The following is a 21961-nucleotide window of genomic DNA, read 5'->3' on the forward strand; positions in this document are numbered from 1 at the left end:
AAAGAAGTCTAAAACGATAGACGGCACTAAACTGTGTAGTTTCGCACCTAGAATCCCGCGCGACCGCAACTATCAGATAGGGAGGGGGTTGGATGACCCAATCGACGCAATCGAAGAGTTCGCCGGAGAACCCGTGGCCGGTGGCGCGGCTCAATTCCACGGTAAAGAAGTGGATTGAGCGCCTCGGATGGCTGTGGGTGGAAGGCCAGCTCACCCAGATCAACGTCAAGCCGACCTGGAAGATGTCGTACCTGACGCTGCGCGATACCCAGGAGCAAGTCTCCGTGCAGCTCACTGCCGAGACCTCGCTGCTGCGCTCGCTTGCGACTCCGTTGAAGGACGGCGACCGCGTCGTCGTGTTAGGCAAGCCCAGCTTCTACGCGGGCCGCGGGTCGTTTTCGATTTACATCACCGACATCCGCCACGTCGGCGAGGGTGAGCTGCTTGCGCGGATTGAGAAGTTGCGCCAGCAGCTCGCCGCCGAGGGGCTTTTCGACGCCTCCCGGAAGCAACCGCTTCCCTACCTTCCGGCGACCGTGGGGTTGATTACGGGCAAGGGGTCCGCCGCCGAGCGCGACGTGATGTCCGTCGCGCAGTCACGCTGGCCGGCGGTGAAGTTCAGGGTGATCAACACCGCCGTGCAGGGGGCCAACGCCACCCCTGAAGTCATCGCCGCGCTTCGCCAGCTCGACGCGGACGACACCGTCGACGTCATCATCATCGCGCGCGGCGGAGGCTCCGTCGAGGACCTGCTGCCGTTTTCGGAAGAAGCGTTGCAGCGCGCCGTCGCCGCGGCGCGCACCCCGGTGGTCTCCGCGATCGGCCACGAGCCGGACAACCCCGTGCTTGACAACGTCGCTGACCTGCGCGCGGCCACCCCAACGGACGCCGCGAAGCGGGTGGTCCCGGACGCCGCGCAGGAGTTCCTCTTCGTCGACGAGGCACGCGCGAGGATGAACGCCGCGCTGCGCGGCTGGGTGGAACGCGAGCGCTCCACCATCACGGCGCTGCGCAGCCGACCCGTCCTGGCGAACCCGATGACTTCCTTGAACCAACGCCGCGACGAGGTTCAGCGCGCCGTCGCGCTGATCCGCCGCGACGTGCGCTACCTGCTGCGCGAGGAGTCGGCGAAGGTCTCTGCGTTGCGCTCCCAGGTCTCCGCGCTCGGGCCGTCCGCCACGCTTGCGCGCGGTTACGCCGTTGTCCAGGTCCTGCCGCGCGACGGCTCCGGCCCCGAGGTCGTCACCACCATCGAGCAGTCCCCGCCCGGCTCGCAGCTGCGCATCCGCGTCGCGGACGGTTCGATCACCGCGGCCGCGATGTCGAGCTCGCCGGCCGATTAAAACGCCGATTAGGACCATTGAACAACAAGGAGCACACCGTAGACATGACCACCCCCAACGCCTTTGGAACCGGCGAGGCCGGCGACAACGCCTTTCCCGACCCCGCAACCTTGACCTACGAACAGGCGCGCGACGAACTGGTCGAAACCGTCAAAATCCTCGAGCTCGGCCAGATGAGCCTCGACGAGTCATTGAAGTACTGGGAGCGCGGCGAGGCGCTGGCCAAGCGCTGCGAGCTGCTTCTCGACGGCGCCGCCACACGCGTCGAAGAGGCCATCGGGCGCACCGACAACCAGGCCGGCTCCTAGCCGCGCGGGATCGCTTCGGTGCCCACGGCAACCTCAATGAGCTCGCGGAACTCATCGTCGGTGGCCGCGCCCGTGAACAGCAGGCGCGCATCCGTGATGTCGACCGCCCACACGTCACGCACGTCGTCAGCGGTGGAGCTATAGATCTGCGCCTGCGTACCACCCACCTGCTCGGTGGAGGCGAGCTCGCGCGGGTTGACGTCGATGCCCCGGACGGCGTCGTCAAGCGGCGCGGCGGTCTGGGTCATTTGGATGTACCCGCCGCCGGGGGTGACCCAGCCGATGACGGGCGCCGGGGCGCCGCCGATCATCGAGCGTCGCGCGGAGTTGGTGGTCCAGCCCGCGGGCATCTCCGGGTAGCGCACCGGGAAGTCGACGGCGCGCGACTCCAATTGGACGAAGGAGCGTGCGTCGACCTCCTGAACCGGACCCTGCTCGGGTGCGCCGGGGTTGAAGGTGCATAACCCGGTGAATCCGACCACAACCAGCATGGCGACGATGATGATCGCGACGTTGATCAACATGTCGCGTCCGTCCTGGAAAATGCGGGGTTTTTCGTTGCCTGCCACGTGCCCAAGTATGGCACGTCCACCCGTTCACCCCCGAATTGGCAGCGTCGTGCACTGGGGGTGCCCGGAAGTGTCACAATGGGGGGGAGATCCAATCCGTAATTTGTAGCTCAGGAGGCTGCCTTCGATGACTGACCAGACCGCATCGGGCAAGGTGTACCCGGACCGGAACCTTGCTCTAGAACTCGTCCGCGTGACGGAGGCAGCCGCGCTCGCCTCGGGCCGCTGGGTCGGCCGCGGGAAGAAGAACGAGGGCGACGGAGCTGCGGTCGATGCAATGCGCAAAATGATCAACTCGGTCACCATGGACGGCGTCATCGTCATCGGAGAGGGCGAGAAAGACGAAGCCCCGATGCTGTACAACGGTGAGAAGGTGGGCAACGGCGAAGGCGCACTCGTCGACCTCGCCGTGGACCCCGTCGACGGCACCCGCCTGATGGCGGAAGGTCGCCCGAACGCCATCGCGGTGATCGCCGCCGCCGAGCGCGGTTCGATGTACAACCCGAAGGACGCCTTCTACATGAACAAGATCGCCGTCGGCCCCGAGGCCGCGGGCAAGATCGACATCACTGCCTCGGTGGCGGACAACGTGCGCGCCGTCGCGGCGGCGAAAGGCGTCAAGCCTTCCGAGGTCACCGTGGTGGTCCTCGACCGCCCCCGCCACGAAAAGCTCGTCGCTCAGATCCGCGAGGCTGGCGCGAAGGTCCGCTTCATCATGGATGGCGACGTTGCCGGCGCGATCTCCGCAGCCCAGGACACCAACTCCATTGACTTGATGATGGGCGTCGGCGGCACCCCGGAGGGTGTTATCGCGGCGTGTGCGCTCAAATGCCTGGGCGGGGAGATCCAGGGCCAGCTAGCGCCGCAGAACGACGAGGAGCGCGAGCGCGTGCTCGCTGCCGGACACGATCTCGACCGCGTGCTGTTGATGGATGACCTCGTTTCCACTGACAACACCTACTTCGCCGCGACGGGTGTGACCAACGGCGACATGCTGCGCGGGGTGTCGTACCGCAAAAACGGCGCGACGACGCGCTCGCTGGTGATGCGAGGCTCGTCCGGGACTGTGCGCTACGTCGAGTCGATCCACCAGCTGTCCAAGCTGCAAGAGTTCTCCGTGGTCGACTACTCTGACCCCACGGAATAGATCCCGCACTAGATCACACGCACATACACCTTAAAAGGAGCTTTTACATGGCTGATCAGCAGTACCGCATCGAACACGACACCATGGGCGAGGTCAAGGTTCCCGTGGACGCTCTGTGGCGCGCGCAGACCCAGCGCGCCGTGGAGAACTTCCCGATTTCCTTCCGCGGCTTGGAGGCGCAGCAGATCCGCGCCCTCGGTCTGCTCAAGGCCGCCTGCGCCCAGGTGAACAAGGACATGGGCAACCTGGACGCGCAGAAGGCTGATGCCATCATCGCGGCCGCGAAGGAGATCGCGGAAGGAAAGCACGACGACCAGTTCCCGATCGATGTCTTCCAGACCGGCTCCGGCACCTCCTCGAACATGAACACCAATGAGGTCATTGCGTCGATCGCCAAGGCGAACGGCGTTGAGGTCCACCCCAACGACGACGTGAACATGGGCCAGTCCTCCAACGACACTTTCCCCACCGCCACCCACATCGCCGCGACCGAGGCCGCTGTCGAGGACCTCGTCCCCGGCCTGAAGGTGCTGCACGCTTCGCTGGACACGAAGGCGAAGGAGTGGCACTCGGTTGTCAAGTCCGGCCGCACCCACCTGATGGACGCCACACCGGTCACCCTCGGCCAGGAGTTCTCCGGCTACGCGCGCCAGATCGAGCTGGGTATCCAGCGCGTCGAGGCCACCCTCGAGCGTCTCGGTGAGCTCGCGATCGGTGGTACCGCTGTGGGCACCGGCATCAACACCCCGGCCGACTTCGGCGCCAAGGTCACCGCGGAGCTGAAATCCCTGACCGGGGTTGAGCAGCTCTCCGAGGCGAAGAACCACTTCGAGGCGCAGGCGAACCGTGACGCTCTCGTCGAGTTCTCCGGCGCGATGCGCTCGGTGGCGGTGTCGTTGTACAAGATCGCCAACGACATCCGCCTGATGGGCTCCGGCCCGCTCGCCGGCTTCGGCGAGATTCACCTGCCCGACCTGCAGCCGGGTTCCTCGATCATGCCGGGCAAGGTCAACCCCGTGCTGTGCGAGACCGCCACCCAGGTCTCCGCCCAGGTGATCGGCAACGACGCAGCAGTCGCGTTCGCGGGCACCCAGGGCCAGTTCGAGCTCAACGTGTTCATCCCCGTGATGGCCCGCAACGTGTTGGAATCGGCGCGTCTGCTGGCCAACACCGCGCGCCAGTTCGCCACCAAGCTTGTCGACGGCATCGAGCCGAATGTCGAGCGCATGCGCACCCTGGCTGAGTCGTCGCCGTCGATTGTCACGCCGTTGAACTCGGCGATCGGCTACGAAAACGCCGCCAAGGTGGCTAAGACCGCGCTCAAGGAGGGCAAGACCATCCGTGAGACGGTCATTGACCTCGGCTTCGTCGACGGTGAGAAGCTCACCGAGGAGGAGCTGGATCGCCGTCTCGATGTTTTGTCGATGGCGAACACCGACCGCAACTAGGGCAGGAATTTTGCACAGGGTGTAACATTGCACCCTGTGCCTACTTCCCCCTGCTTGCGTGAACGCAAGCGCCTGGCGACGCTTTACCGCATTTACGACGAGTCACTCGCACTCGTCGAACAACACGGCGCTGACGCCGTGACCGTCGAAGACATCTGTGCCGCAGCGGACATCTCGCGGCGCACATTTTTCAACTACGTCGCTTCCAAAGACGACGCCATCCTCGGGGCATTCCCCTTCGAACTCGACAGCGAGGCGCTGGCCACCATTGAGTCCACCCCGAGCGACAACATAATTGAGCTCATCGTCTCGCAGCTGAAAGAAAACGCCGAGCACCTCGACCGTGGTCTGCTCGAACGGCGCCGCGTCATGGTCGCCGACAACCCCTCGTTGGCCCACGCGACGCACAAGCGCCGCGTCAATGTCCTCACCGCGCTGGCTCGGGCCGTCGAGAAGCATTTTGAGCGCTTCCCCGACGACCGCAAGCTGCACGACCTCCCCGTCCACGTGGAAGTACACGCCGTTATCGAGGTGTTCCGCAGCGCGCTGTCGCTATTTCTCTCAAACCCGCGATTCCCCGCCGACACCGATTCAGCCGTCGACGGGGTGCGTCGCGCGGCGCGCATCTACACCACGTACTACAAGGAGTTGGCATGGTAGAGGCGCAGCGACCCCGCATCGGGCTCATTTTCGGTGCTCTCATGCTCACTATGCTGATGAGCTCGCTGGGCCAGATGGTCTTCGGCACCGCGCTGCCCACCATCGTCGGCGAGCTCGGCGGCGTCGACCACATGAGTTGGGTCATTTCGGTGTTCATGGTCACCATGACCATCGCCATGCCACTGAACGGCAAGCTTGGCGACGGCCTCGGCCGCAAGTGGCTCTACATCGGCTCAATCTCGCTGTTCATCATCGGCTCCGTCATCGGCGGGTTCGCCGACTCCATGGATGCGCTGATCATCGGCCGCGCCGTTCAGGGCTTCGGCGCGGGCGGGATGATGGTGAACTCGCAGTCCATCATCGCCGAGGTCGTCCCGGCCAGGCAACGCGGCAAGTACATGGGCGCAATGGGCGCGGTATTCGGCGTCTCCTCCGTCCTCGGGCCAGTGCTCGGCGGCTGGTTCACCGACGGCCCCGGCTGGCGCTGGGGACTGTGGATCAACATCCCGCTGGGCCTGATCGCAATGGTGGTGTGCCTCGTGGTCTTGCGGCTGCGCGGGCCGAGCCCGGAACCGCTGCACTTCGACTGGCTAGGCACCGTCCTCATGGTGGTAGCCACCTCGAGCATCACCTTGACCGCCACGTGGGGCGGCACCGACTACCCCTGGGGCTCCCCGCTCATTCTCAGCCTGATCGCCACCGCGATCGTCTCCTCGGCGCTTTTTGTTGTCGCGGAGAAACGAGCGCGCAACCCCTTGATCCCGATGTGGCTGTTCCGCAACCGCAACATGGTTCTCACCACTGCGGCAGGTGTGGTGCTGGGCTTTGCCATGATGGGCGTGCTCGGCTACCTGCCGACATACTTGCAGATGGTCCACTCCCTCACCCCGACCGAGGCCGGTTTGATGATGCTCCCCATGGTCCTCGGCCTGCTCTTCGTCGGCGTCGCCGTCGGCTTCGTCATCTCCCGCACCGGCCACTACAAGCTCTACCCCATTGCCGGTATGGCGGTGACAGCGCTGGGGCTGCTTCTGTTTTCCCAACTGGAGCCGACCACGCCTCTGCCGAAGCTGGGCGCCTACATGTTCGTCTTCGGAGCGGGCCTGGGAATGGTGATGCAGGTGCTAGTTTTGATCGTTCAAAACTCGTTCCCCGTCTCCATGGTGGGCACCGCGACCGCCACGAACAATTTCTTCCGCCAGCTGGGATCGGCGCTCGGGGCGTCATTGGTGGGTTCGCTGTTCATCCACAACATGACCCAGAACCTCAACGAGCACCTGCCCGGTGACATGCTCGCCGGCGACGCTTCCCGCAACAGCTTCACCCCAGAGATCGTGGCAACGCTTCCCGACGCTGTCCGCGACGCCGTGATTTCCAGCTACAACGACGGGCTCACCCCCGTATACCTGCTCATGGCCCCAGCGGCGCTTGTCGCGCTGGTGCTGTTGCTTCCCGTGGAGCAGGAGCCACTGAAGGAGACTGTCGCCTAAGCAGAAGGCTTGCCCGGGGTCGGCAGCAGCAGTTCGTAGACATCGGTGGCGCGCCACTGTCCCGCCATGTCGCCGTAGGTCATCTTCGCCATGTTGTGGAAGGTGCCTACCTTGGTAAACCCGCGGGACATGTGCAGCTTGGACGAACCTTTGTTCTCGGGGAAGATCCACGAGTGGATTGCCCACATGTCGAGACTTGTGCAGGTGTCGATGAGTTTGTCCAGAAGCGCGCTAGACACCCCGCGCCCTTGAGCGTCGGGGTGTATATAAATCGAATCTTCCACTACTCCGTGGAAGACACTGCGCGAGGACGCCTTCGCCGCGGCGACCCAGCCCACAACCCGGGAGTTGTCCTCCGAGTCGACTGCGACGAAAACGGTTTCAATGATCATCTTGCTCCGGAATTCCTCCCAGCTTTGTCCCTTGGATTCGTAGCTGGCGTGGCCCGATTTCAGACCCAGCTCGTAGATTTCCCGAACCTGCGGGTAATCCTCCGGGCGGATTGGTCGGAGCGTGAAATCATTAAAAGACATGCACACTATTGTGTAGCGAAATCAATGGCTACGCAATAGTGCTGTCTACTTTTTTAGTTGGCCTCGATAAGAGGTCCGAACTCGCCGGTTGCCTCATCAAGCGCCCAGCTGATGGTGCCGTTCTGGAACTCCTGGGTCCAGCCCATCTCGCCCGGGATCGGGGTCTCGGCCGCGGTCGGGAAACCGACGCCGCCCTCGCCCCAGTTCTCATCTGCCCAGGTCTCGCCGATCTTGCCCCAGATCGGGGCGCCACCGGTCTCTTCGTTCCAGGTGATGTAGTGGCCGTTGTCGTAGGCTGCGATCCAACCCTGCTCGGTCTCGTCAATGCTGACCGGCTCACCCCATTCGTCGCCGCCGTACTCCGGGGAGGTGAACTTGTCCATGGCCTCGGCCAGGCCAGCCGGGACCATTGCCTCGGTGCCGTCAGCGGTGGCGACCGGCACGCCGTCGGCGACCTCAGTGCCCGCAGTGGTCGCCTCGGCGGGATCCTGCGTCTCGGTCATGGTGTTGGTCTCGGTTGCGGTCTCTTCGACCGTCGTGACCGCTCCCGTGTCGCCCTCTTCGTTGGCGCAGGCGACGAGGCCCATTGAGAGGGTGGCAGCTGCAGCGACGGCGCCGATCTTGCGAGAAATATTCATGGTAAAACCTTTCCATAGAACGTTGTTTATTTTTCCATTATGCAAACTTTAGGTTAACGGCGTCCGCGTCTCCCCCCTGTACGGGGGGACGAGCGCGAGGACCTCGGCGTCCTCCCCTTCGCCACACCGACGAAATCCTGTATTGCGTCGCTGTCCTCATCTCGCCGCCACACCAGCGCGATCTGCGTTGGATCCCCCTCGACACCGCGTACCGTGACCTGCTTTTTCGCCAGCACCTTCAGCAGCGGCTTCGGCGCGAACGCCACCCCGACATTCGCCGCAACTACGCGCAGAGCGTCACGCAGATCGCTTGTCGACGCCCCCTCCACCCAACGAAAGTTCTCAATCTCCCCGTCGAGGTCTGCCGCTGTCAGCTGCTCTGCGGACAGCGCGTAAAGCGATTCCTTCGGCACCGCCACCCCAGGCGCCTCGTCGTAGAGCACCACGACGTGGTGACGATCGTCGACTCGCGCATCGGGAAGGCGCATCAGCGCGAGGTTGCATTCGCCCTGTTCAAGCAGCGCAAAGGGGTCGTCGTGACCGATCTCACGCAGGCCGTGGTCGGTTCCCTGCCGGTAGCGCGTAAACCATTTTCCCGGTTCGGTGCCGGTGACGAAACTAAGGCGCAACATGCCCAAATGCTACCGTCGAGCCCATGACTGACTCGTTGACCCCCTCCGGCACCGCGATGAAGCCGGCGACCGCAGCCGCGAAGCTCGGCATCTACCTTCCCGCCACCCCGGATGAGTTCCGGGAAGGCGCAATCACCCACGCCCGCCTGCGTGAGCTTATGGCCAACCCTCCCGAGTGGCTCACCGAGCTGCGCCTCAACGGCCCCCACCCCCGGCCCGAAGTGGCGCGCAAGCTCGGGATCAGCATCACCGCCTTGAAAAAGAACGGCATGGATTCACCGCTGACCACCGAGCAGATCAGCGCCTTGCTCAAGGATCAACCCGAGTGGCTGCGGGCCGCCCGCGCGACCCACGCCGCGGAGCGCTAGATCATCTTCCAGCTCTCGAGCTCCGGGTAGAGCGGGAACTTTTCGGCCAACGCGTCCACGCGTGCGTGGAGCGCCTCGCGGTCGGCTGCCTCGCCCTTGATCAGGGTTTCGGCGATGATCTTGGAGACCTCCGTGAAGTCCTCGTCGCCGAAACCGCGGGTTGCCAGCGCTGAGGTCCCGATGCGCAGGCCGGAGGTCACCTTCGGCGGGCGCGTGTCGAACGGCACGGCGTTGCGGTTGACGGTGATGCCCACGGAGTGGAGCAGGTCCTCGGCCTGCTGGCCGTCCATGTCGGAGTTGCGCAGGTCAACGAGGACGAGGTGGACATCCGTGCCGCCGGAGACGACGTCCACGCCGGCAGCCTTGGCGTCGTCACGCATCAGCCGCTCGGCGAGGATGCGCGCACCGTTGAGGGTGCGCTGCTGGCGGTCCTTGAAATTTTCGGTGCCCGCGATCTTGAATGCCGTTGCCTTCGCGGCGACCGCGTGCATCAGCGGGCCGCCCTGCTGACCGGGGAACACCGCGGAGTTGAGCTTCTTGTGCAGCTCAAGGTCGTTGGTCAGGATGAACCCGGAGCGCGGACCGCCGAGCGTCTTGTGCACCGTCGAGGACACGACGTGGGCGTGCGGCACAGGAGAGGGGTGCAAGCCCGCGGCGACCAGGCCCGCGAAATGCGCCATGTCGACCCACAGGTACGCGCCGACCTCATCGGCGATGGAGCGGAACTCCGCGAAGTCCTGCTGACGCGGGTACGCAGACCAGCCGGCGATGATCACCTTCGGCTCGACCTCGCGCGCCTGCTCACGCAGCTTCGCCATGTCGATCTGGTGGGTGTCGGGCTCCACCTGGTAGGCGGCGACCTTGTAGAGGCGACCGGAGAAGTTGATCTTCATGCCGTGCGTCAGGTGTCCACCGTGTGCGAGATCGAGGCCGAGAATCGTGTCTCCGGGCTCCGCCAGCGCCATCAGCACCGCGGCGTTGGCCTGCGCACCGGAGTGGGGCTGCACGTTGGCGTACTGGGCACCAAACACCGCCTTCGCGCGGTCGCGGGCGAGGTCCTCAATGACGTCGACGTGCTCGCAACCACCGTAGTAGCGGCGGCCGGGGTAGCCTTCGGCGTACTTGTTGGTCAGCACGGAGCCCTGCGCTTGCAGCACTGCGCGCGGCACGAAGTTCTCGGACGCGATCATCTCCAGCGTGTGCCGCTGGCGACCGAGCTCGTTGACAATGGCCTCGTGAACTTCGGGGTCCAGTGAGGCGAGCTCCTGGTAACGGAGGTCTTCAGACACGGTTTCACGGGTCCTTTCGTATCGGGGGCTGACCGCTAAGGTCATCCATTTTCAGCCAGTATAAGCGCCAGATGCCACAATGGGTGCCATGTCCCGCCCCGCTGATTCCAGCCCCTCCAGCCCGTACGTGGACTTCCGCCGCGAGGATTGGAGCCGCCGCCGCGCGGCAATGCCCCAGGTGCTGACGGAAGATGAGCTCGCCCAGCTCGCCGGCATCGGCGAAAACATCGACTTGCGCGAGGTGGCGGACATTTATTTGCCCATCTCCCGTCTCATCCACCTGCGTGTCGAGGCCGCGCAACGGCTCAATACCGCCACGGCGATGTTTTTGGGCGAGTCGATGCGGGTGCCTTACATCATCGGGGTAGCGGGCTCGGTGGCAGTGGGAAAATCCACCACCGCCCGCCTCCTGCAGGTGCTGCTGCAGCGCTGGGAGTCCCACCCGCGGGTGGACCTGGTTACCACGGACGGTTTCCTCTACCCCACCAAAACGCTGCGTGAACGCGGCCTGTTGCTGCGCAAGGGGTTTCCCGAATCCTATGACCGGCGCAACCTCATGCGCTTTGTCACCGACGTCAAATCCGGGGCTCCAGCGGTCGAGGCACCCGTGTACTCGCACAAGCTCTACGACATTGTCGCCGGTGAGCACCAGCTTGTTGACAAGCCCGACATCCTCATCCTCGAAGGCCTCAACGTCCTGCAGACCGGCCCGACCCTGATGATCTCCGACCTGTTCGACTTCTCCGTCTACGTCGACGCCAAAACGGAGCACATTGAGCAGTGGTACATCGACCGCTTCCTGCAACTGCGCACGACCGCCTTCCGCGAGCCAGACGCGCACTTCGCTCGATTCGCCGAGCTTGACGACGCCTCCGCGACCCGCGAAGCCCGCGAAATCTGGCAGTCGATCAACCTCCCGAACCTCGTGGAAAACATCCTGCCCACCCGCGTGCGGGCCTCCCTCGTGCTGGGCAAGGGTGCCGATCACTCCGTGCAGCGCGTACGCATGCGCAAGATGTAGTTACTTGCCGAAGCGGCGAGAGCGCTGCGAGTAGTCGCGCAGCGCGCGGAGGAAGTCAATTTTCCGGAACGCCGGCCAGTACGTATCGGTGAACCAGATCTCCGAATAGGCGGCCTGCCACAGCAAGAACCCGCTGAGACGCTGCTCGCCGGAGGTGCGGATCACGAGATCCGGGTCGGGCTGGCCCGAGGTGTAGAGGTTCTCCCCGATCGAGTCGATTGTGACGCGGCTCGCTAGATCCGCGGCTGCCGTGCCCGCGGCGAGCTCGTCGCCAATCAGGGCACGCACGGCGTCGACAATTTCTTGGCGCCCGCCGTAGCCGACCGCGATGTTGACGCTGAGCCCGCGCTTCGCGCTCGTCGCCGCCGCCGAGCGCTGCATTCTCTCCGCTACCTCCGGGGGCAGAAGCTCAAGGTGGCCGACGAGCTTGATACGGCAGGAGTAGTCCTCGGCCGCGAGATCAGCAACAACGTCAGAGATGATGTCGAAGAGCAGCTCGACCTCCTCGGTCGTGCGCTGCAGGTTTTCGGTGGACAGAAGGTAGATGGTGACGACCTCGATGTCCATCTCGGCCGACCAGCGCACCAGCTCACCGATTTTCGCTGCGCCGGCGCGGTGGCCGTGGGAGACGTCGGTGTATCCGACGTGGCGCGCCCAGCGCCGGTTGCCGTCGGCCATCACCGCAATGTGCCGGGGGCGCTTTTCGCCCCGCAGGTCACGCCTCAACCGCGCCTCGTAGAGGCGGTAGAGGATTCTCGACAGCACAGTCACGATTCCACCCTACAGCCGAGCGGTTAGATAAAGCGCTGACGACGACGGTCGAGCACGCCCGCCTCGGCCATGGCCGCGTCAATTGCCTCCTGGTCGAAAGGGTCGATACCGTGCTGCTCTGCAAACAGCCGACGCCGGTTAAAGCGCGACAGTCTGCGGTGGAAGGCGAAGCCGAGGCTCAAGATCACCACCGCGAGGGCGACGACGATGAGCATGCCGATCGGCGAGGCCTTGCCGAACTCCGGCCCAACCGGGGTCTCCGGCGGCGCCTGGGCGAGAATCCACCCGGTGGCGTTGGTCAGCGTGGCAGTATCGATCACTGCTCCTCCTCCGTTTCGCTGATGCCCGCGAACAAGTCGTCCTCCGGCAGGTGCGTGGACACGCGGGTCTTGGCCAGCTCGAACTCCTCGGTCGGCCAGACCGCCTGCTGGTCCTCGACCGGGCTGGCCAGGAACGCGCCGGCGGGATCGATCTGCGTGGCGTGCGCAACCAACGCCTGGGCGCGGCGGTCGAAATAATCGGCGCACTCGATGCGGGTTGTCACCCGGCTCATCACGTCCGCCTGGTTTTCCTTCCAGCGCTTGATCATGGAGCCGTAGGGGCTGGCAACGCCCTGCTCGATGAGTCGGTCGTGCAAAAGCTGCATGCGTTGGAGAATGAATCCGTGGGTGTAGTAGAGCTTCAGCGGCGTCCAGGGCTCACCGGCCTCGGGAGCGAACTGCGGGTCCGGCGCCTTTTCCCACGCCTGCATGGAAATTTCGTGCACCTTGAGGTGATCAGGGTGGGGGTAGCCGCCGTTTTCGTCGTAGGTGATGATCACGTGCGGCTTGAACTCGCGGATGACCTTGACCAAGGACGCCGTCGCCTCGGTAGTGTCCGCGAGTGCGAAACAGCCCTCGGGCAAGGGTGGCAAGGGGTCCCCCTCGGGCAAACCGGAATCCTCGTAGCCCATCCACTCGTGCTCCACCCCGAGCGCAGCTGCGGCGCGCGCCATTTCCTCACGGCGCACCTCCATCATGTTTTCGAGCACACCCGGGCGATTCATCGCCGGATTCAAAATGTCGCCGCGCTGGCCGTCCGTGCACGTTACGACCTTTACACGGTGCCCTTCAGAGACGTAGCGCGCCATGGTCGCCGCCCCTTTCGACGACTCATCGTCTGGGTGGGCGTGAACTGCCAAGAGGCGCATGCAACATCTCCAGCCGTCGTAGGTGCAATCTGTAAGTAGTAGGCCATCTTAGTACTATTGATGCGAAAGTCATTACTGCCACTAGCGAGGATGCCCTACCGTGCCCGATACCGACCTTGCCCGCCCATCGAGCCGCTACGGCGACCGGGATTCCGCGAATACGCCTGGCGGGATCGGCGGAAAAGTGCTTGCGATCGCCGCGGTGCTCATGGTGGCGCTGGTGATCGCGGCGGCCGCGAGAAACTACCTGCAGCGCCAGGCGGTGCCCGTCACAGCAAGCTTTGTCACGCAGGAGGCTGTCGACGACGCCACCACGCGGTTGTGGATCGACGTCACCCGCCGCGACCCCTCCATCGACTCGTACTGCATTGTCACGGCCGTCAACTACGACTTCGCTGAAGTGGGGCGCAGAGAAGTCATCATCCCCGCCGGCGGCGAGGAGCTCATCCACGTCGGTGTCGACCTGCCCGTGCGCGAGCCCGCGGTGTCCGGGCGCATCTACGGGTGCTCCGAGAACATCCCGTTCTACATGGACACATCCAGGACCTACACCGAGGCCTATCCCACGCCCGCACCGTGATAGAATTCGGCCCAGTATTAGCATGTAACGGAAGGTTTATATATGGCTGAGACCCAGAAGCAGTACATCACCCCGGAGATGAAGGCGAAGCTCGAGAACGAGCTGCAGGCTCTCATCGACAACCGCCCGGTCATCGCCGCCGAGATCAACGAGCGCCGCGAGGAAGGCGACCTGAAGGAAAACGCTGGCTACGACGCCGCGCGTGAACAACAGGACCAAGAAGAAGCCCGCATCAAGCAGATCTCCGAGATCCTGGCGAATGCCACCACCGAGCGCTCCGGCGTCATCGAGGGTGTCGCCCAGGTCGGCTCCGTCGTCCACGTTTTCTACAACGGCGACGAAAGCGACAAGGAAACCTTCCTCATCGGCACTCGCGCCGCCTCCACCGGCAACAAGGATCTGGAGACCTACTCGGAGAATTCCCCGTTGGGTGCCGCGGTCGTCGGCGCGTCCGAGGGCGAGACCCGCACCTACAGCGCCCCGAACGGTCGCGAGATTACGGTCACCATTGTCTCCGCCGAACCGTATGATTCAGACAAGGCTGCGACCCCGCGCACGGGATCGTAGAGGAAAACTTGGGATTTTAAGGACGTCATCACAGTGAACATCACCACTACCCGCAAGGCAACGGCGGGATTCTTCGCCCTGGCAGCTCTCGGACTCGCCGCCTGCTCCCCTCCCAACCAGGTGGATTCCGGTAACAAGGTCGACACCGCCACCAGCCAAAACCCGGATTCGCTCGCGGGTTCCGGCCACGAGACCCCGGCTAGCGCGACCCGCGCCAACGTTGTGGAGGCCTCCCAGGCCAACGCCACGCCCACCCCGGTGGCCGCCGGCGAGCTTCCCACGCTCATCAACTGCGGCACGGCCACGGGCAACGAACCTGAGCGGCTCGTCCTGTCCTGCGAGGACGGCAACGACTTCATCGAAAACATTACCTGGAACGAGTGGTCGGACGAGATCGCCTCCGGCACGGGCACCCGCGTGACGCTCGACCCCGACCGCCGCGTCGAGGGCACCCAAGTCATCCTGGGCAATCCCGAGGTGATCGAAGGCACCTTCGTCTTCACTACGGTGAGCGTGGACGGGACCTCGATCAACCCCGAGAGCAACTACTAGTTAGTCGCGGTTGGCGTAGGACAAAAGACGCAGGATCTCGGTGTAGAGCCAGACCAGCGTCACTGCCAGGCCCAGTGCCACGCCCCAGGCCATTTGCGACGGCGCGCCGGTGCGCACGAGGCGATCGGCGAGGTCGAAGTCCTGCAGGAACGACAGCGCGGCGAGGATGATGCAGACCACGCCGAAGATGATCGCCAACGGTCCGCCATCGCGGAGCGGGCTGAGTCCCGTGAACAGGAACAGCACCAGGTTGCCGAGCGCCATCACCGCGACACCGACGATGGCGCCGGTGAGGATCCGGTTGAAGCGCGGGGTGACGCGCACCGCCCCGGTCTTGTAAACGAACAGCATGCCGAGGAACACGCCGACCGTGCCGAGGATGGCCTGGGAAATCATCGCCCCGGCGTTTGCACCGCCGACCATCCAACCGGACAGGATCAGCGAGAACCCGCCCACGAACAGGCCCTCGAAAGCTGCGTAGATAAGGGTCACGGTGCGGGACCCGAATTTCTTGCCAAAGGCGTGGACGAGGACGGTGATGAAACCGCCGATTGCGCCGACGAATGTAAGGATGGTCGCGATGTCGGGTCGCCCCGCCAGCGCGATACCGAAGTTCGCGACGGCGAACGCAACGATCACTGCGAGAGTGATGCCCGTCTTGGTCACCACGTCGTCGACCGTCATGGGCCGGTCGGTCTGTGCCGACCCGTAGCCAGCGAAGCCATCCTTCTCGGGCAGTTGGGTCAAGACAGGGTTGTTGCTTCTCATTATCCCTGGTTTCCTTTCAGTATTTAAAACAATGGTCTAGCCGGACTCGCATCCACACGGTACAACGCCCGATTCGTTTCTTTAGTTCCCGAGCTCGGACATTAGGATGGCAAGCAATGTTAGTTACTCCCCGCCTGGTGCTGCGCCTCTGGGCTCGTAGCGACGCCCCGGCGCTTTTCACCCACGCCTCGCACCCCGAGGTCGGCCCGCGTGCCGGCTGGCCGGCGCACACAAGCCTCGAGGAAAGCCGGCGCTCCATCAGTGATGTCTTATCCGCGCCCGGCACCTTCGCGATCACGCTCGACGGTGAGCCGGTCGGCTGCGTAGCGCTACGCCCCGGCGAGTTCCCGGAGCTCGGCTACTGGGTGGCAGCGCCTTATTGGGGCCGCGGTATCGCCACCGAGGCGGCGTCCGCGTTGATCGAGCACTCCAACTACCCCTTTATCATTGCCTCCCACGCAGAGGGAAACCTCGGCTCGCAGCGGGTTCTGCTCAAGCTCGGGTTCCGGTTTACTCACACGGGCGAGAAGTGGCTGGCCCCGCTGGGCGTTTCTCGCCCGTCGCTATTCTATGCCCTGTCGCGATGAGTACCCCGACGATTGTATGGTTCCGCGACGACCTGCGCTTGGCCGATAACGCCGCTTTGACTTGGGCGACCGAGCGCGGCCCCGTCGTGGGGCTTTACGTCCACGAGACGGTGGGCCGGGGCATCGGCCGGGCCGCCGCGTGGTGGCTGCGCCACAGCCTCGATGCCTTGCGCGAATCCCTCCCAGCTCCGTTGATTGAGCTCGCGGGCGACCCGCGCGAGATCGTCCCCCGCCTCGCGCGCGAGCTTGGCGCGGCAGTGACGTGGAACCGCCGCTACCACCTGACGGACATTGATGCCGAGGTCAAGGAGGCCACCGGTGCCGTCTCGCACCCCGGCTACCTGCTCACGGAGCCCTGGGACGTGCGTGCGACCCCGTACCGCGTGTTCACGCCGTTCTTCAACGCCGCGCGCAGTGTGCTTCTCGACGCCCCTCCCACGCCTCTTCCCGTCCCCCACATCACCCCGGCCGACATCGGTCCCGCCACCGTGTACGCGCCTGCCGAGCCTGCGTGGGCCGCATCGCTGGCGCAGCACAACACCCCCGGCGAAGGCGCCGCCCGCGAGCAGCTCAAGCGCTTCATCGCCGCGAGCGCCGACTACGACAACAATGCGCTCGATGGGGTTACCTCAGGCCTGTCGCCGCACCTGCGCTTCGGCGAGATCAGCCCCGCCGAGGTGTGGCTCGCCGCCGTCGACGCGGGGGCGTGGGCGTTCGCGCGCCAGCTGCTGTGGCGCGATTTCGCCTGGCACCGCTACTACCACGTGCCCGACATGGCGACGAAGAACGTGCGCCGGAAGTTCGACCGCTTCGACTGGGAGTGGACGCCCAACGCGGTGCCAGGCAGCACGGACGCGGCGTTCGCTCACGCAGAGATGGACCCTGGCGCCCAGCACATGAAAGAGCTCGCGGCGTGGCAGTCGGGCCGGACCGGCATCCCGCTTGTCGACGCCGGAATGCGCGAGCTGTGGGCGACCGGGCGGATGCACAACCGGGTGCGCATGGTCAGCGGGTCGTGGCTGACGAAGAACCTGGGCATCCACTGGCGCCACGGCGAGGAGTGGTTCTGGGACACGCTTGTCGACGCCGACGCCGCCTCCAACGCGTTCAACTGGCAGTGGGTCGCCGGATCCGGAGACGACGCCGCCCCGTACTTCCGCATCTTCAACCCGCTAACGCAGGCGGAGAAGTTCGACCCGCACGGCTCCTACGTTGCGCGCTGGTTGCCCGATACCGCCGACTACTCGGAGCCGATGGCGGACGTTAAGCAGTCGCGGCTGCGGGCTCTCGTTGCCTACGACGACATCAAGAACGGTTAAGGCGCGCGATTTCGCCGGTCAGCACGGTCGCGAAGGCGCACCACAGCGGGTAGGGGGCAAGGAGCAGCCCGCGCGTCGGCGAGCGCCGGTGTGCGCGGCGCACCAGGTCGGCCGATGAGACTGCGAGGGCGCCTGCCCAGAGCGTCGACAAGCGGCGGGCGCGCGAGCGGAAGAAGACCCCGCTCCAGCCGGCGTTGAGAACCAGGTTGCCGGCCAGCGCGAGGGCGTCGTTGCGCGCTGCACGAGGCTCGCCCTCCTCCAGCGAATCGGCGATCGTGGTGGTGGCGATGACCGCGATGTCGACGTAGAGCAGCGTCCACACGATGGGAAACGCAACCGCCGGGGGCTGCCAGGAGGGCTTCTTCAGCCGGGCATAGCGGGCGGATTTCGGGTCGGTGAGGAGCGACCCGGCCACGGCCGTGGCCAACACGCCGAAGTGGACGGCGTTGGCGATTCGTCCGTAACGCGCGGGATGGGTGCCACGCGCGGCGATCTCGACGGCCTCCTCGAATGTCTGGTTCCCACCCTCGGGGGCACCCACCAGCTTTTCCAGGTCGCGTTCCTTGAGCACGGTGTCCGAGGACACGGAGTCGAAGATGGGCAGGATCTCCTTCATCGACAGCGGCGTGAGCACCGACAGGCCGAAAGACGCGAGGCGGCGGGTCATAATCGGGGCCGCCACAAATGGCCTGCGTCGCACACCGACGACCTGGGTGTAGCGCTGCATCATATCCACGTACGGCATGGTGTCCGGCCCACCGATGTCGAAGGCGCGGTCCTCTGTGGAAGGAAGATCCGCCGCCGCTACGAGGTAGTGGACGACGTCGCGCACGGAGATCGGGGTGATGCGGTTGGTGATCCACTTCGGTGCCGCAAAAGTGGGCACGCGCTCGGCGACGTGGCGAAGCAGCGCGAAGGACAGCGAACCGTCGCCGATGACCACGCCCGCTTGAAGCGCCGCAGTGGGCACGCCAGCGGCGCGCAGCTCCTCGCCGACGCGCACGCGCGACTCCAGGTGCTCGGACATCTCTTCGTTGTCCGGGTGGAGCCCTCCGAGGTAGATGATCCTGCCGACCTCGTGCGCCGCCGCGACCTCGCCGAACTGGCGCGCCATCTGCGCCTCCTGATCGGCGAAGCCGCTGCCCGAGGACATCGAGTGAAGCAGGTACCAGGCGCAATCGACGCCTTTCAGAGCGCGGTCGACGTCGGCCCTTTCGGCCGCGTCGCCCTCGACGATCTCCACCTCCCCACTATCAAGGTAGCGCGCCCAGTCCATGGTCAGGGCCTTGTCGCGGCTGCGGCACAGGCAGCGAACCTTCGACCCGCGTTCGACCAGTTCGAGGACGACGCGCTGGCCGATAAACCCGGTGGCACCTGTAACGAGAGCAGTCTTCATAGTCTTCAGCTTATACTTCCACTGATGGCACTACCTAAGTTCACTTTCCTCCTGCCGTGCCTGCTGGGCGCCGCGGGACTTTTCGTCGCCCGCCAATCGGGTGATGGATCGGCGGGCTTTTACGCGGCAACGGTACTGACAGCCATCGTCTACGCCACCACCTGGTGGCTCATGGGCTCGCGCAACGCTTTCGCCGGGCCCGGCAAAGCCGCTGACATCGCGCGGGGGGTGGCCATCGGCGCGGCCCTAGCCGCCATCTTCGTGGCCGGGGCCGTTATTGTCAGCCGCATCCCTCTCCTCGCTGAACCTGTCGGCCAGCTGCTGGCGACGACGGAGAAAGGCGGGCTCGCGCCGACCCTGCTCGTTCTCATCCTCAACGGAATCGGCGAGGAGCTCGTTTACCGTGACGCGCTCCCGCGCCAACTCCGCGTGCACGGCCTGCTGCACCACACGACGTCGATGAGCGCGGTGTCGCTGGCGCTGTACTGCCTTGTCACCGCGGCGATGGGTGTCTGGCTGCTCATTCTGGCCGCCGCAGTCATCGGTGCCGTGGCCCACTACGAAGCTTTCCGCAGCGGGAGGCTATACAGTTCGATTTCGCTGCACCTGACCTGGAGCAGCGGCATGCTTTTCCTTTTGCCGCTGTTTTTCCGCTGAGGCTTCCCGATAATCCTGGAGGACGGACATGATCGAGTTCCGCAACGTGTCAAAGACCTACGACGGCAACGCCCTCCCTGCCGTCGCCGACTTCAGCTTCACCGTGGGCACGGGAACAACCACCTGCTTCGTGGGGCCCTCGGGGTGTGGCAAGACAACATTGCTGCGCATGGTCAACCGCATGGTCGAACCCGACTCGGGGAGAGTGCTTGTCCGTGGAGCGGATGTGGCCGATTCCGACCCAGTCACGCTGAGACGCAGCATCGGGTATGTGATGCAGCACTCCGGCCTGATGCCCCACCGCACGGTACTGGATAACGTCGCCGACATCGCGAAGTTGTCCGGGGCAGGCAAGGGCGAGGCGAAGCGGCGCGCCGCGGACATGCTTGAGCTGGTCAACCTCGGCTCGTCCCTGTTCGGCCGCTACCCGGCGGAACTCTCCGGGGGCCAGGCCCAGCGCGTCGGCGTGGCCCGTGGCATGGTGACGCGTCCGGACATCCTCATCATGGACGAGCCTTTCGGCGCGGTTGATCCCGTGGTCCGCCGCAGCCTGCAACGCGAAGTGCTTGCGCTGAAGGACACTGTGGCCACGACCGTACTCATGGTCACCCACGACATCGACGAAGCCTTCCTGCTTGGTGACGAAGTCGTGATCCTCGGCCAGCACGCCCGAATCGAACAAGCGGGAACCCCGGAAAAAATCGTCGCGCACCCGGCCAATGAGGCGGTGCGCGAGTTCATCGGGGCGGAGAACTGGCACGTGCGTACCGTTCAGCGCGACGGGGAGACCCTGGTGGTGGACGCGACCGGCAAGGTGCGGGGGGTTCTGAAATGAATTGGACGTGGCTCGGATCCAACGCAGGGCGCATCGGGTCTCTCGCGATCGACCACCTGTTGCTGGCGCTACCCGCGATCTTCGCAGCGTTTTTCATCGCGGTGCCGATCGGTTGGTTCGCGCATCGCGCCGGCCGCGTACGCGAAACCCTCGTCGTGGCCACGAGCCTGATTTACGTCGTGCCCTCGCTGGCCATGTTTGTTCTGTTGCCGCTTGTGCTGGGCACCTCGGTGCTCTCACCGCTCAACGTCGTTGTCGCCATGACCCTCTACGGAATTGCGCTGATGGTGCGCTCGGCGACCGACTCCTTCGGCTCCGTGCCCGCGGATGTGCGCCAATCGGCGATCGCGACCGGGTACTCCCCGCTGAGGCGGATTCTCCGAGTGGAGCTTCCCCTCGCGGGCCCGGGGTTGCTCGCCGGCGTGCGCGTCGTGGCGGCTTCAACGATCAGCCTTGTTTCGGTCGGCGCCCTCATCGGTGTCCAGTCGCTGGGCACGCTGTTCACGGAGGGGTTTCAACGGTCCTTCCCCACTCAGATCATCGCGGGGCTTATCGGGACGATTCTCCTCGCCGTGCTTGTCGACGCACTCCTCGTCGCGTTCGGCAGAGTCACCATGCCGTGGACACGTAAGGCGGGTCTGAAGTGAACTATCTTGTGACTCGTGAGAATTGGGGTGGGGACACCGGATTTGCCGTCCGTCTCCTCGAGCACGTGGGGTACTCTGCTCTCGCCGTTTTTCTGGCGCTGTTAGTTGCGGCGCCAGTGGGGATCGCTATCGGTCACTCCCGGCGCGGCGCGAACACCGTCCTTTCCATTGCCGGCGCCTTGCGTGCGTTGCCCGCCCTGGGGCTGCTGACATGGTTGGCCATTTCGCTTCCGCGGGGCGCAACGCTGCCGCTGATTCCGGCGACGATCGTCCTCGTGGTGCTGGCCATCGCTCCCCTCCTCGCCGGGTTTGTTGCCGGATTCGATTCCGTTTCGCGTCAGGTCGTGCACTCCGCCAGAGCAGCGGGTTACAGCGAGGCCCAGATCCTGACCCGAGTTGAGCTCCCGTTGGCGGCACCCGTCATCATCGGCGGGTTGCGCTCCTGCGTTGTACAGGTCATCGCGACGGCGACGGTGGTTTCATTTATCGGCCTCGGAGGATTGGGGCGCTACCTCATCGACGGGCTCGCCGTGCAGGACTACCCGCGCATGGTTGCAGGAGCACTGCTGGTCACAGCCTTGGCACTGGTAACCGACCTGACCCTCGCGGGGGTGCAACGCTTCCTGGCTCCGCGATCGCATTAAAGT

The 21961-nt window shown here is 64.9% G+C and carries 27 protein-coding genes; 17 read left to right on the forward strand and 10 right to left on the reverse strand.

Features of this window, described 5'->3' with window-relative positions:
* Positions 1–92: 92 nt before the first annotated feature.
* Both xseA and HMPREF0298_RS09545 read left to right on the forward strand, forming a co-directional pair.
* Positions 93–1343, forward strand: coding sequence for an exodeoxyribonuclease VII large subunit (gene xseA, locus HMPREF0298_RS09540; protein WP_006840969.1), 1251 nt, complete (start codon positions 93–95; stop codon positions 1341–1343).
* Positions 1344–1387: 44 nt separating this feature from the next.
* Positions 1388–1651, forward strand: a complete 264-nt coding sequence (locus tag HMPREF0298_RS09545; RefSeq protein ID WP_040423083.1) for an exodeoxyribonuclease VII small subunit — start codon at positions 1388–1390, stop codon at positions 1649–1651.
* Here the strand turns inward: HMPREF0298_RS09545 and HMPREF0298_RS09550 are convergent.
* The gene (locus tag HMPREF0298_RS09550) at positions 1648–2220 is read right to left on the reverse strand and encodes a DUF4245 domain-containing protein (RefSeq protein ID WP_006840971.1); all 573 of its coding nucleotides are present in this window, start codon (positions 2218–2220) and stop codon (positions 1648–1650) included. The genes HMPREF0298_RS09545 and HMPREF0298_RS09550 overlap by 4 nt on opposite strands.
* A 127-nt stretch (positions 2221–2347) precedes the next feature.
* Between HMPREF0298_RS09550 and glpX the strand changes: the two genes are divergently transcribed.
* From glpX to HMPREF0298_RS09570, 4 genes are read left to right on the forward strand one after another with little or no spacing between them, the layout of a single operon-like run.
* The gene (glpX, locus tag HMPREF0298_RS09555) at positions 2348–3367 is read left to right on the forward strand and encodes a class II fructose-bisphosphatase (protein WP_006840972.1); all 1020 of its coding nucleotides are present in this window, start codon (positions 2348–2350) and stop codon (positions 3365–3367) included.
* 47 nt (positions 3368–3414) lie between these two features.
* The gene (locus HMPREF0298_RS09560) at positions 3415–4815 is read left to right on the forward strand and encodes a class II fumarate hydratase (RefSeq protein ID WP_006840973.1); all 1401 of its coding nucleotides are present in this window, start codon (positions 3415–3417) and stop codon (positions 4813–4815) included.
* A 36-nt stretch (positions 4816–4851) separates the two neighbouring features.
* The gene (locus HMPREF0298_RS09565; RefSeq protein WP_083789559.1) at positions 4852–5475 is read left to right on the forward strand and encodes a TetR/AcrR family transcriptional regulator; all 624 of its coding nucleotides are present in this window, start codon (positions 4852–4854) and stop codon (positions 5473–5475) included.
* Positions 5469–6965, forward strand: a complete 1497-nt coding sequence (locus HMPREF0298_RS09570; protein WP_006840975.1) for an MDR family MFS transporter — start codon at positions 5469–5471, stop codon at positions 6963–6965. Before HMPREF0298_RS09565 ends, HMPREF0298_RS09570 begins: the two co-directional genes overlap by 7 nt.
* On the opposite strand, the gene HMPREF0298_RS09575 is transcribed toward HMPREF0298_RS09570, so the two are convergent.
* The 3 genes from HMPREF0298_RS09575 to HMPREF0298_RS09580 are packed head-to-tail and all read right to left on the reverse strand — an operon-like array spanning position 6962 to position 8768.
* Positions 6962–7498: a GNAT family N-acetyltransferase gene (locus HMPREF0298_RS09575; RefSeq protein ID WP_006840976.1), complete on the reverse strand. Its 537-nt coding sequence runs from the start codon at positions 7496–7498 to the stop codon at positions 6962–6964. The genes HMPREF0298_RS09570 and HMPREF0298_RS09575 overlap by 4 nt on opposite strands.
* Positions 7499–7551: 53 nt before the next feature.
* Positions 7552–8136 (reverse strand): LGFP repeat-containing protein, encoded by a 585-nt coding sequence (locus HMPREF0298_RS11660; RefSeq protein ID WP_006840977.1) that lies wholly within the window; start codon positions 8134–8136, stop codon positions 7552–7554.
* A gap of 53 nt (positions 8137–8189) precedes the next feature.
* Positions 8190–8768 carry a LysR family transcriptional regulator substrate-binding protein gene (locus HMPREF0298_RS09580; protein WP_006840978.1) on the reverse strand — a complete coding sequence of 193 codons (579 nt, stop codon included), beginning with the start codon at positions 8766–8768 and terminating at the stop codon, positions 8190–8192.
* A 23-nt stretch (positions 8769–8791) separates the two neighbouring features.
* On the opposite strand from HMPREF0298_RS09580, the gene HMPREF0298_RS09585 reads away from it, so the two are divergent.
* Positions 8792–9136, forward strand: coding sequence for a DUF5997 family protein (locus HMPREF0298_RS09585; RefSeq protein WP_006840979.1), 345 nt, complete (start codon positions 8792–8794; stop codon positions 9134–9136).
* Here the strand turns inward: HMPREF0298_RS09585 and glyA are convergent.
* On the reverse strand, positions 9133–10425 hold the full coding sequence (gene glyA / locus HMPREF0298_RS09590) for a serine hydroxymethyltransferase (RefSeq protein ID WP_040423084.1): 1293 nt from the start codon (positions 10423–10425) through the stop codon (positions 9133–9135). The genes HMPREF0298_RS09585 and glyA overlap by 4 nt on opposite strands.
* Positions 10426–10513: 88 nt before the next feature.
* On the opposite strand from glyA, the gene coaA reads away from it, so the two are divergent.
* A complete protein-coding gene (coaA, locus tag HMPREF0298_RS09595) occupies positions 10514–11446 on the forward strand; it encodes a type I pantothenate kinase (protein WP_040423085.1) in 933 nt (310 codons plus the stop codon).
* Here coaA and HMPREF0298_RS09600 read toward each other — a convergent pair whose 3' ends face one another.
* Genes HMPREF0298_RS09600 through mca form a run of 3 tightly spaced genes read right to left on the reverse strand, consistent with a single transcriptional unit; the run spans position 11447 to position 13406 of the window.
* On the reverse strand, positions 11447–12217 hold the full coding sequence (locus tag HMPREF0298_RS09600) for an isoprenyl transferase (protein ID WP_006840982.1): 771 nt from the start codon (positions 12215–12217) through the stop codon (positions 11447–11449).
* Positions 12218–12240: 23 nt separating this feature from the next.
* On the reverse strand, positions 12241–12537 hold the full coding sequence (locus HMPREF0298_RS09605; protein WP_006840983.1) for a hypothetical protein: 297 nt from the start codon (positions 12535–12537) through the stop codon (positions 12241–12243).
* Entirely contained in the window at positions 12534–13406 is an 873-nt protein-coding gene (mca, locus tag HMPREF0298_RS09610) for a mycothiol conjugate amidase Mca (protein ID WP_006840984.1), read from the reverse strand. The genes HMPREF0298_RS09605 and mca overlap by 4 nt, the downstream gene beginning before the upstream one ends.
* 100 nt (positions 13407–13506) lie before the next feature.
* On the opposite strand from mca, the gene HMPREF0298_RS09615 reads away from it, so the two are divergent.
* Genes HMPREF0298_RS09615 through HMPREF0298_RS09625 form a run of 3 tightly spaced genes read left to right on the forward strand, consistent with a single transcriptional unit; the run spans position 13507 to position 15105 of the window.
* Positions 13507–13986, forward strand: a complete 480-nt coding sequence (locus HMPREF0298_RS09615) for a DUF4307 domain-containing protein (RefSeq protein ID WP_040423086.1) — start codon at positions 13507–13509, stop codon at positions 13984–13986.
* 42 nt (positions 13987–14028) lie between these two features.
* Entirely contained in the window at positions 14029–14553 is a 525-nt protein-coding gene (gene greA / locus HMPREF0298_RS09620) for a transcription elongation factor GreA (RefSeq protein ID WP_006840986.1), read from the forward strand.
* Between the two features lie 33 nt (positions 14554–14586).
* Complete coding sequence (locus HMPREF0298_RS09625; protein WP_006840987.1) at positions 14587–15105, forward strand: hypothetical protein; 519 nt, start codon at positions 14587–14589, stop codon at positions 15103–15105.
* On the opposite strand, the gene HMPREF0298_RS09630 is transcribed toward HMPREF0298_RS09625, so the two are convergent.
* Positions 15106–15873, reverse strand: coding sequence for a Bax inhibitor-1/YccA family protein (locus HMPREF0298_RS09630; RefSeq protein ID WP_006840988.1), 768 nt, complete (start codon positions 15871–15873; stop codon positions 15106–15108). It abuts the gene before it with no gap.
* Between the two features lie 116 nt (positions 15874–15989).
* Between HMPREF0298_RS09630 and HMPREF0298_RS09635 the strand changes: the two genes are divergently transcribed.
* Both HMPREF0298_RS09635 and HMPREF0298_RS09640 read left to right on the forward strand, forming a co-directional pair.
* Positions 15990–16460, forward strand: coding sequence for a GNAT family N-acetyltransferase (locus HMPREF0298_RS09635; protein WP_006840989.1), 471 nt, complete (start codon positions 15990–15992; stop codon positions 16458–16460).
* Complete coding sequence (locus HMPREF0298_RS09640) at positions 16457–17779, forward strand: cryptochrome/photolyase family protein (protein WP_006840990.1); 1323 nt, start codon at positions 16457–16459, stop codon at positions 17777–17779. The genes HMPREF0298_RS09635 and HMPREF0298_RS09640 overlap by 4 nt, the downstream gene beginning before the upstream one ends.
* Here the strand turns inward: HMPREF0298_RS09640 and HMPREF0298_RS09645 are convergent.
* A complete protein-coding gene (locus HMPREF0298_RS09645) occupies positions 17766–19175 on the reverse strand; it encodes an SDR family NAD(P)-dependent oxidoreductase (protein ID WP_006840991.1) in 1410 nt (469 codons plus the stop codon). The two genes, HMPREF0298_RS09640 and HMPREF0298_RS09645, sit on opposite strands and share 14 nt — an antisense overlap.
* Positions 19176–19199: 24 nt before the next feature.
* Here HMPREF0298_RS09645 and HMPREF0298_RS09650 point away from each other — a divergent pair, with 24 nt between their 5' ends.
* From HMPREF0298_RS09650 to HMPREF0298_RS09665, 4 genes are read left to right on the forward strand one after another with little or no spacing between them, the layout of a single operon-like run.
* Positions 19200–19832, forward strand: a complete 633-nt coding sequence (locus HMPREF0298_RS09650) for a CPBP family intramembrane glutamic endopeptidase (RefSeq protein WP_006840992.1) — start codon at positions 19200–19202, stop codon at positions 19830–19832.
* A gap of 28 nt (positions 19833–19860) precedes the next feature.
* Positions 19861–20667 (forward strand): ABC transporter ATP-binding protein, encoded by an 807-nt coding sequence (locus tag HMPREF0298_RS09655; protein ID WP_006840993.1) that lies wholly within the window; start codon positions 19861–19863, stop codon positions 20665–20667.
* Entirely contained in the window at positions 20664–21314 is a 651-nt protein-coding gene (locus HMPREF0298_RS09660; RefSeq protein ID WP_006840994.1) for an ABC transporter permease, read from the forward strand. The genes HMPREF0298_RS09655 and HMPREF0298_RS09660 overlap by 4 nt, the downstream gene beginning before the upstream one ends.
* An 8-nt stretch (positions 21315–21322) precedes the next feature.
* Positions 21323–21958, forward strand: coding sequence for an ABC transporter permease (locus HMPREF0298_RS09665; protein WP_245527486.1), 636 nt, complete (start codon positions 21323–21325; stop codon positions 21956–21958).
* Positions 21959–21961 lie beyond the last annotated feature (3 nt).

Source organism: Corynebacterium lipophiloflavum DSM 44291 (assembly GCF_000159635.1).
Lineage (GTDB): Bacteria > Actinomycetota > Actinomycetes > Mycobacteriales > Mycobacteriaceae > Corynebacterium > Corynebacterium lipophiloflavum.

Excerpts from the sequence above, each read along its gene's own strand:
- HMPREF0298_RS11660 (WP_006840977.1), bottom strand. The coding sequence starts at position 8,136 with ATGAATATTTCTCGCAAGATCGGCGCCGTCGCTGCAGCTGCCACCCTC.
- HMPREF0298_RS09635 (WP_006840989.1), top strand. The coding sequence starts at position 15,990 with ATGTTAGTTACTCCCCGCCTGGTGCTGCGCCTCTGGGCTCGTAGCGAC.
- HMPREF0298_RS09560 (WP_006840973.1), top strand. The coding sequence starts at position 3,415 with ATGGCTGATCAGCAGTACCGCATCGAACACGACACCATGGGCGAGGTC.
- HMPREF0298_RS09585 (WP_006840979.1), top strand. The coding sequence starts at position 8,792 with ATGACTGACTCGTTGACCCCCTCCGGCACCGCGATGAAGCCGGCGACC.
- greA (WP_006840986.1), top strand. The coding sequence starts at position 14,029 with ATGGCTGAGACCCAGAAGCAGTACATCACCCCGGAGATGAAGGCGAAG.
- xseA (WP_006840969.1), top strand. The coding sequence starts at position 93 with ATGACCCAATCGACGCAATCGAAGAGTTCGCCGGAGAACCCGTGGCCG.
- HMPREF0298_RS09650 (WP_006840992.1), top strand. The coding sequence starts at position 19,200 with ATGGCACTACCTAAGTTCACTTTCCTCCTGCCGTGCCTGCTGGGCGCC.
- glpX (WP_006840972.1), top strand. The coding sequence starts at position 2,348 with ATGACTGACCAGACCGCATCGGGCAAGGTGTACCCGGACCGGAACCTT.
- HMPREF0298_RS09655 (WP_006840993.1), top strand. The coding sequence starts at position 19,861 with ATGATCGAGTTCCGCAACGTGTCAAAGACCTACGACGGCAACGCCCTC.
- HMPREF0298_RS09545 (WP_040423083.1), top strand. The coding sequence starts at position 1,388 with ATGACCACCCCCAACGCCTTTGGAACCGGCGAGGCCGGCGACAACGCC.
- HMPREF0298_RS09645 (WP_006840991.1), bottom strand. The coding sequence starts at position 19,175 with ATGAAGACTGCTCTCGTTACAGGTGCCACCGGGTTTATCGGCCAGCGC.
- HMPREF0298_RS09580 (WP_006840978.1), bottom strand. The coding sequence starts at position 8,768 with ATGTTGCGCCTTAGTTTCGTCACCGGCACCGAACCGGGAAAATGGTTT.
- HMPREF0298_RS09575 (WP_006840976.1), bottom strand. The coding sequence starts at position 7,498 with ATGTCTTTTAATGATTTCACGCTCCGACCAATCCGCCCGGAGGATTAC.
- HMPREF0298_RS09570 (WP_006840975.1), top strand. The coding sequence starts at position 5,469 with ATGGTAGAGGCGCAGCGACCCCGCATCGGGCTCATTTTCGGTGCTCTC.
- HMPREF0298_RS09660 (WP_006840994.1), top strand. The coding sequence starts at position 20,664 with ATGAATTGGACGTGGCTCGGATCCAACGCAGGGCGCATCGGGTCTCTC.
- HMPREF0298_RS09630 (WP_006840988.1), bottom strand. The coding sequence starts at position 15,873 with ATGAGAAGCAACAACCCTGTCTTGACCCAACTGCCCGAGAAGGATGGC.
- mca (WP_006840984.1), bottom strand. The coding sequence starts at position 13,406 with ATGCGCCTCTTGGCAGTTCACGCCCACCCAGACGATGAGTCGTCGAAA.
- HMPREF0298_RS09640 (WP_006840990.1), top strand. The coding sequence starts at position 16,457 with ATGAGTACCCCGACGATTGTATGGTTCCGCGACGACCTGCGCTTGGCC.
- coaA (WP_040423085.1), top strand. The coding sequence starts at position 10,514 with ATGTCCCGCCCCGCTGATTCCAGCCCCTCCAGCCCGTACGTGGACTTC.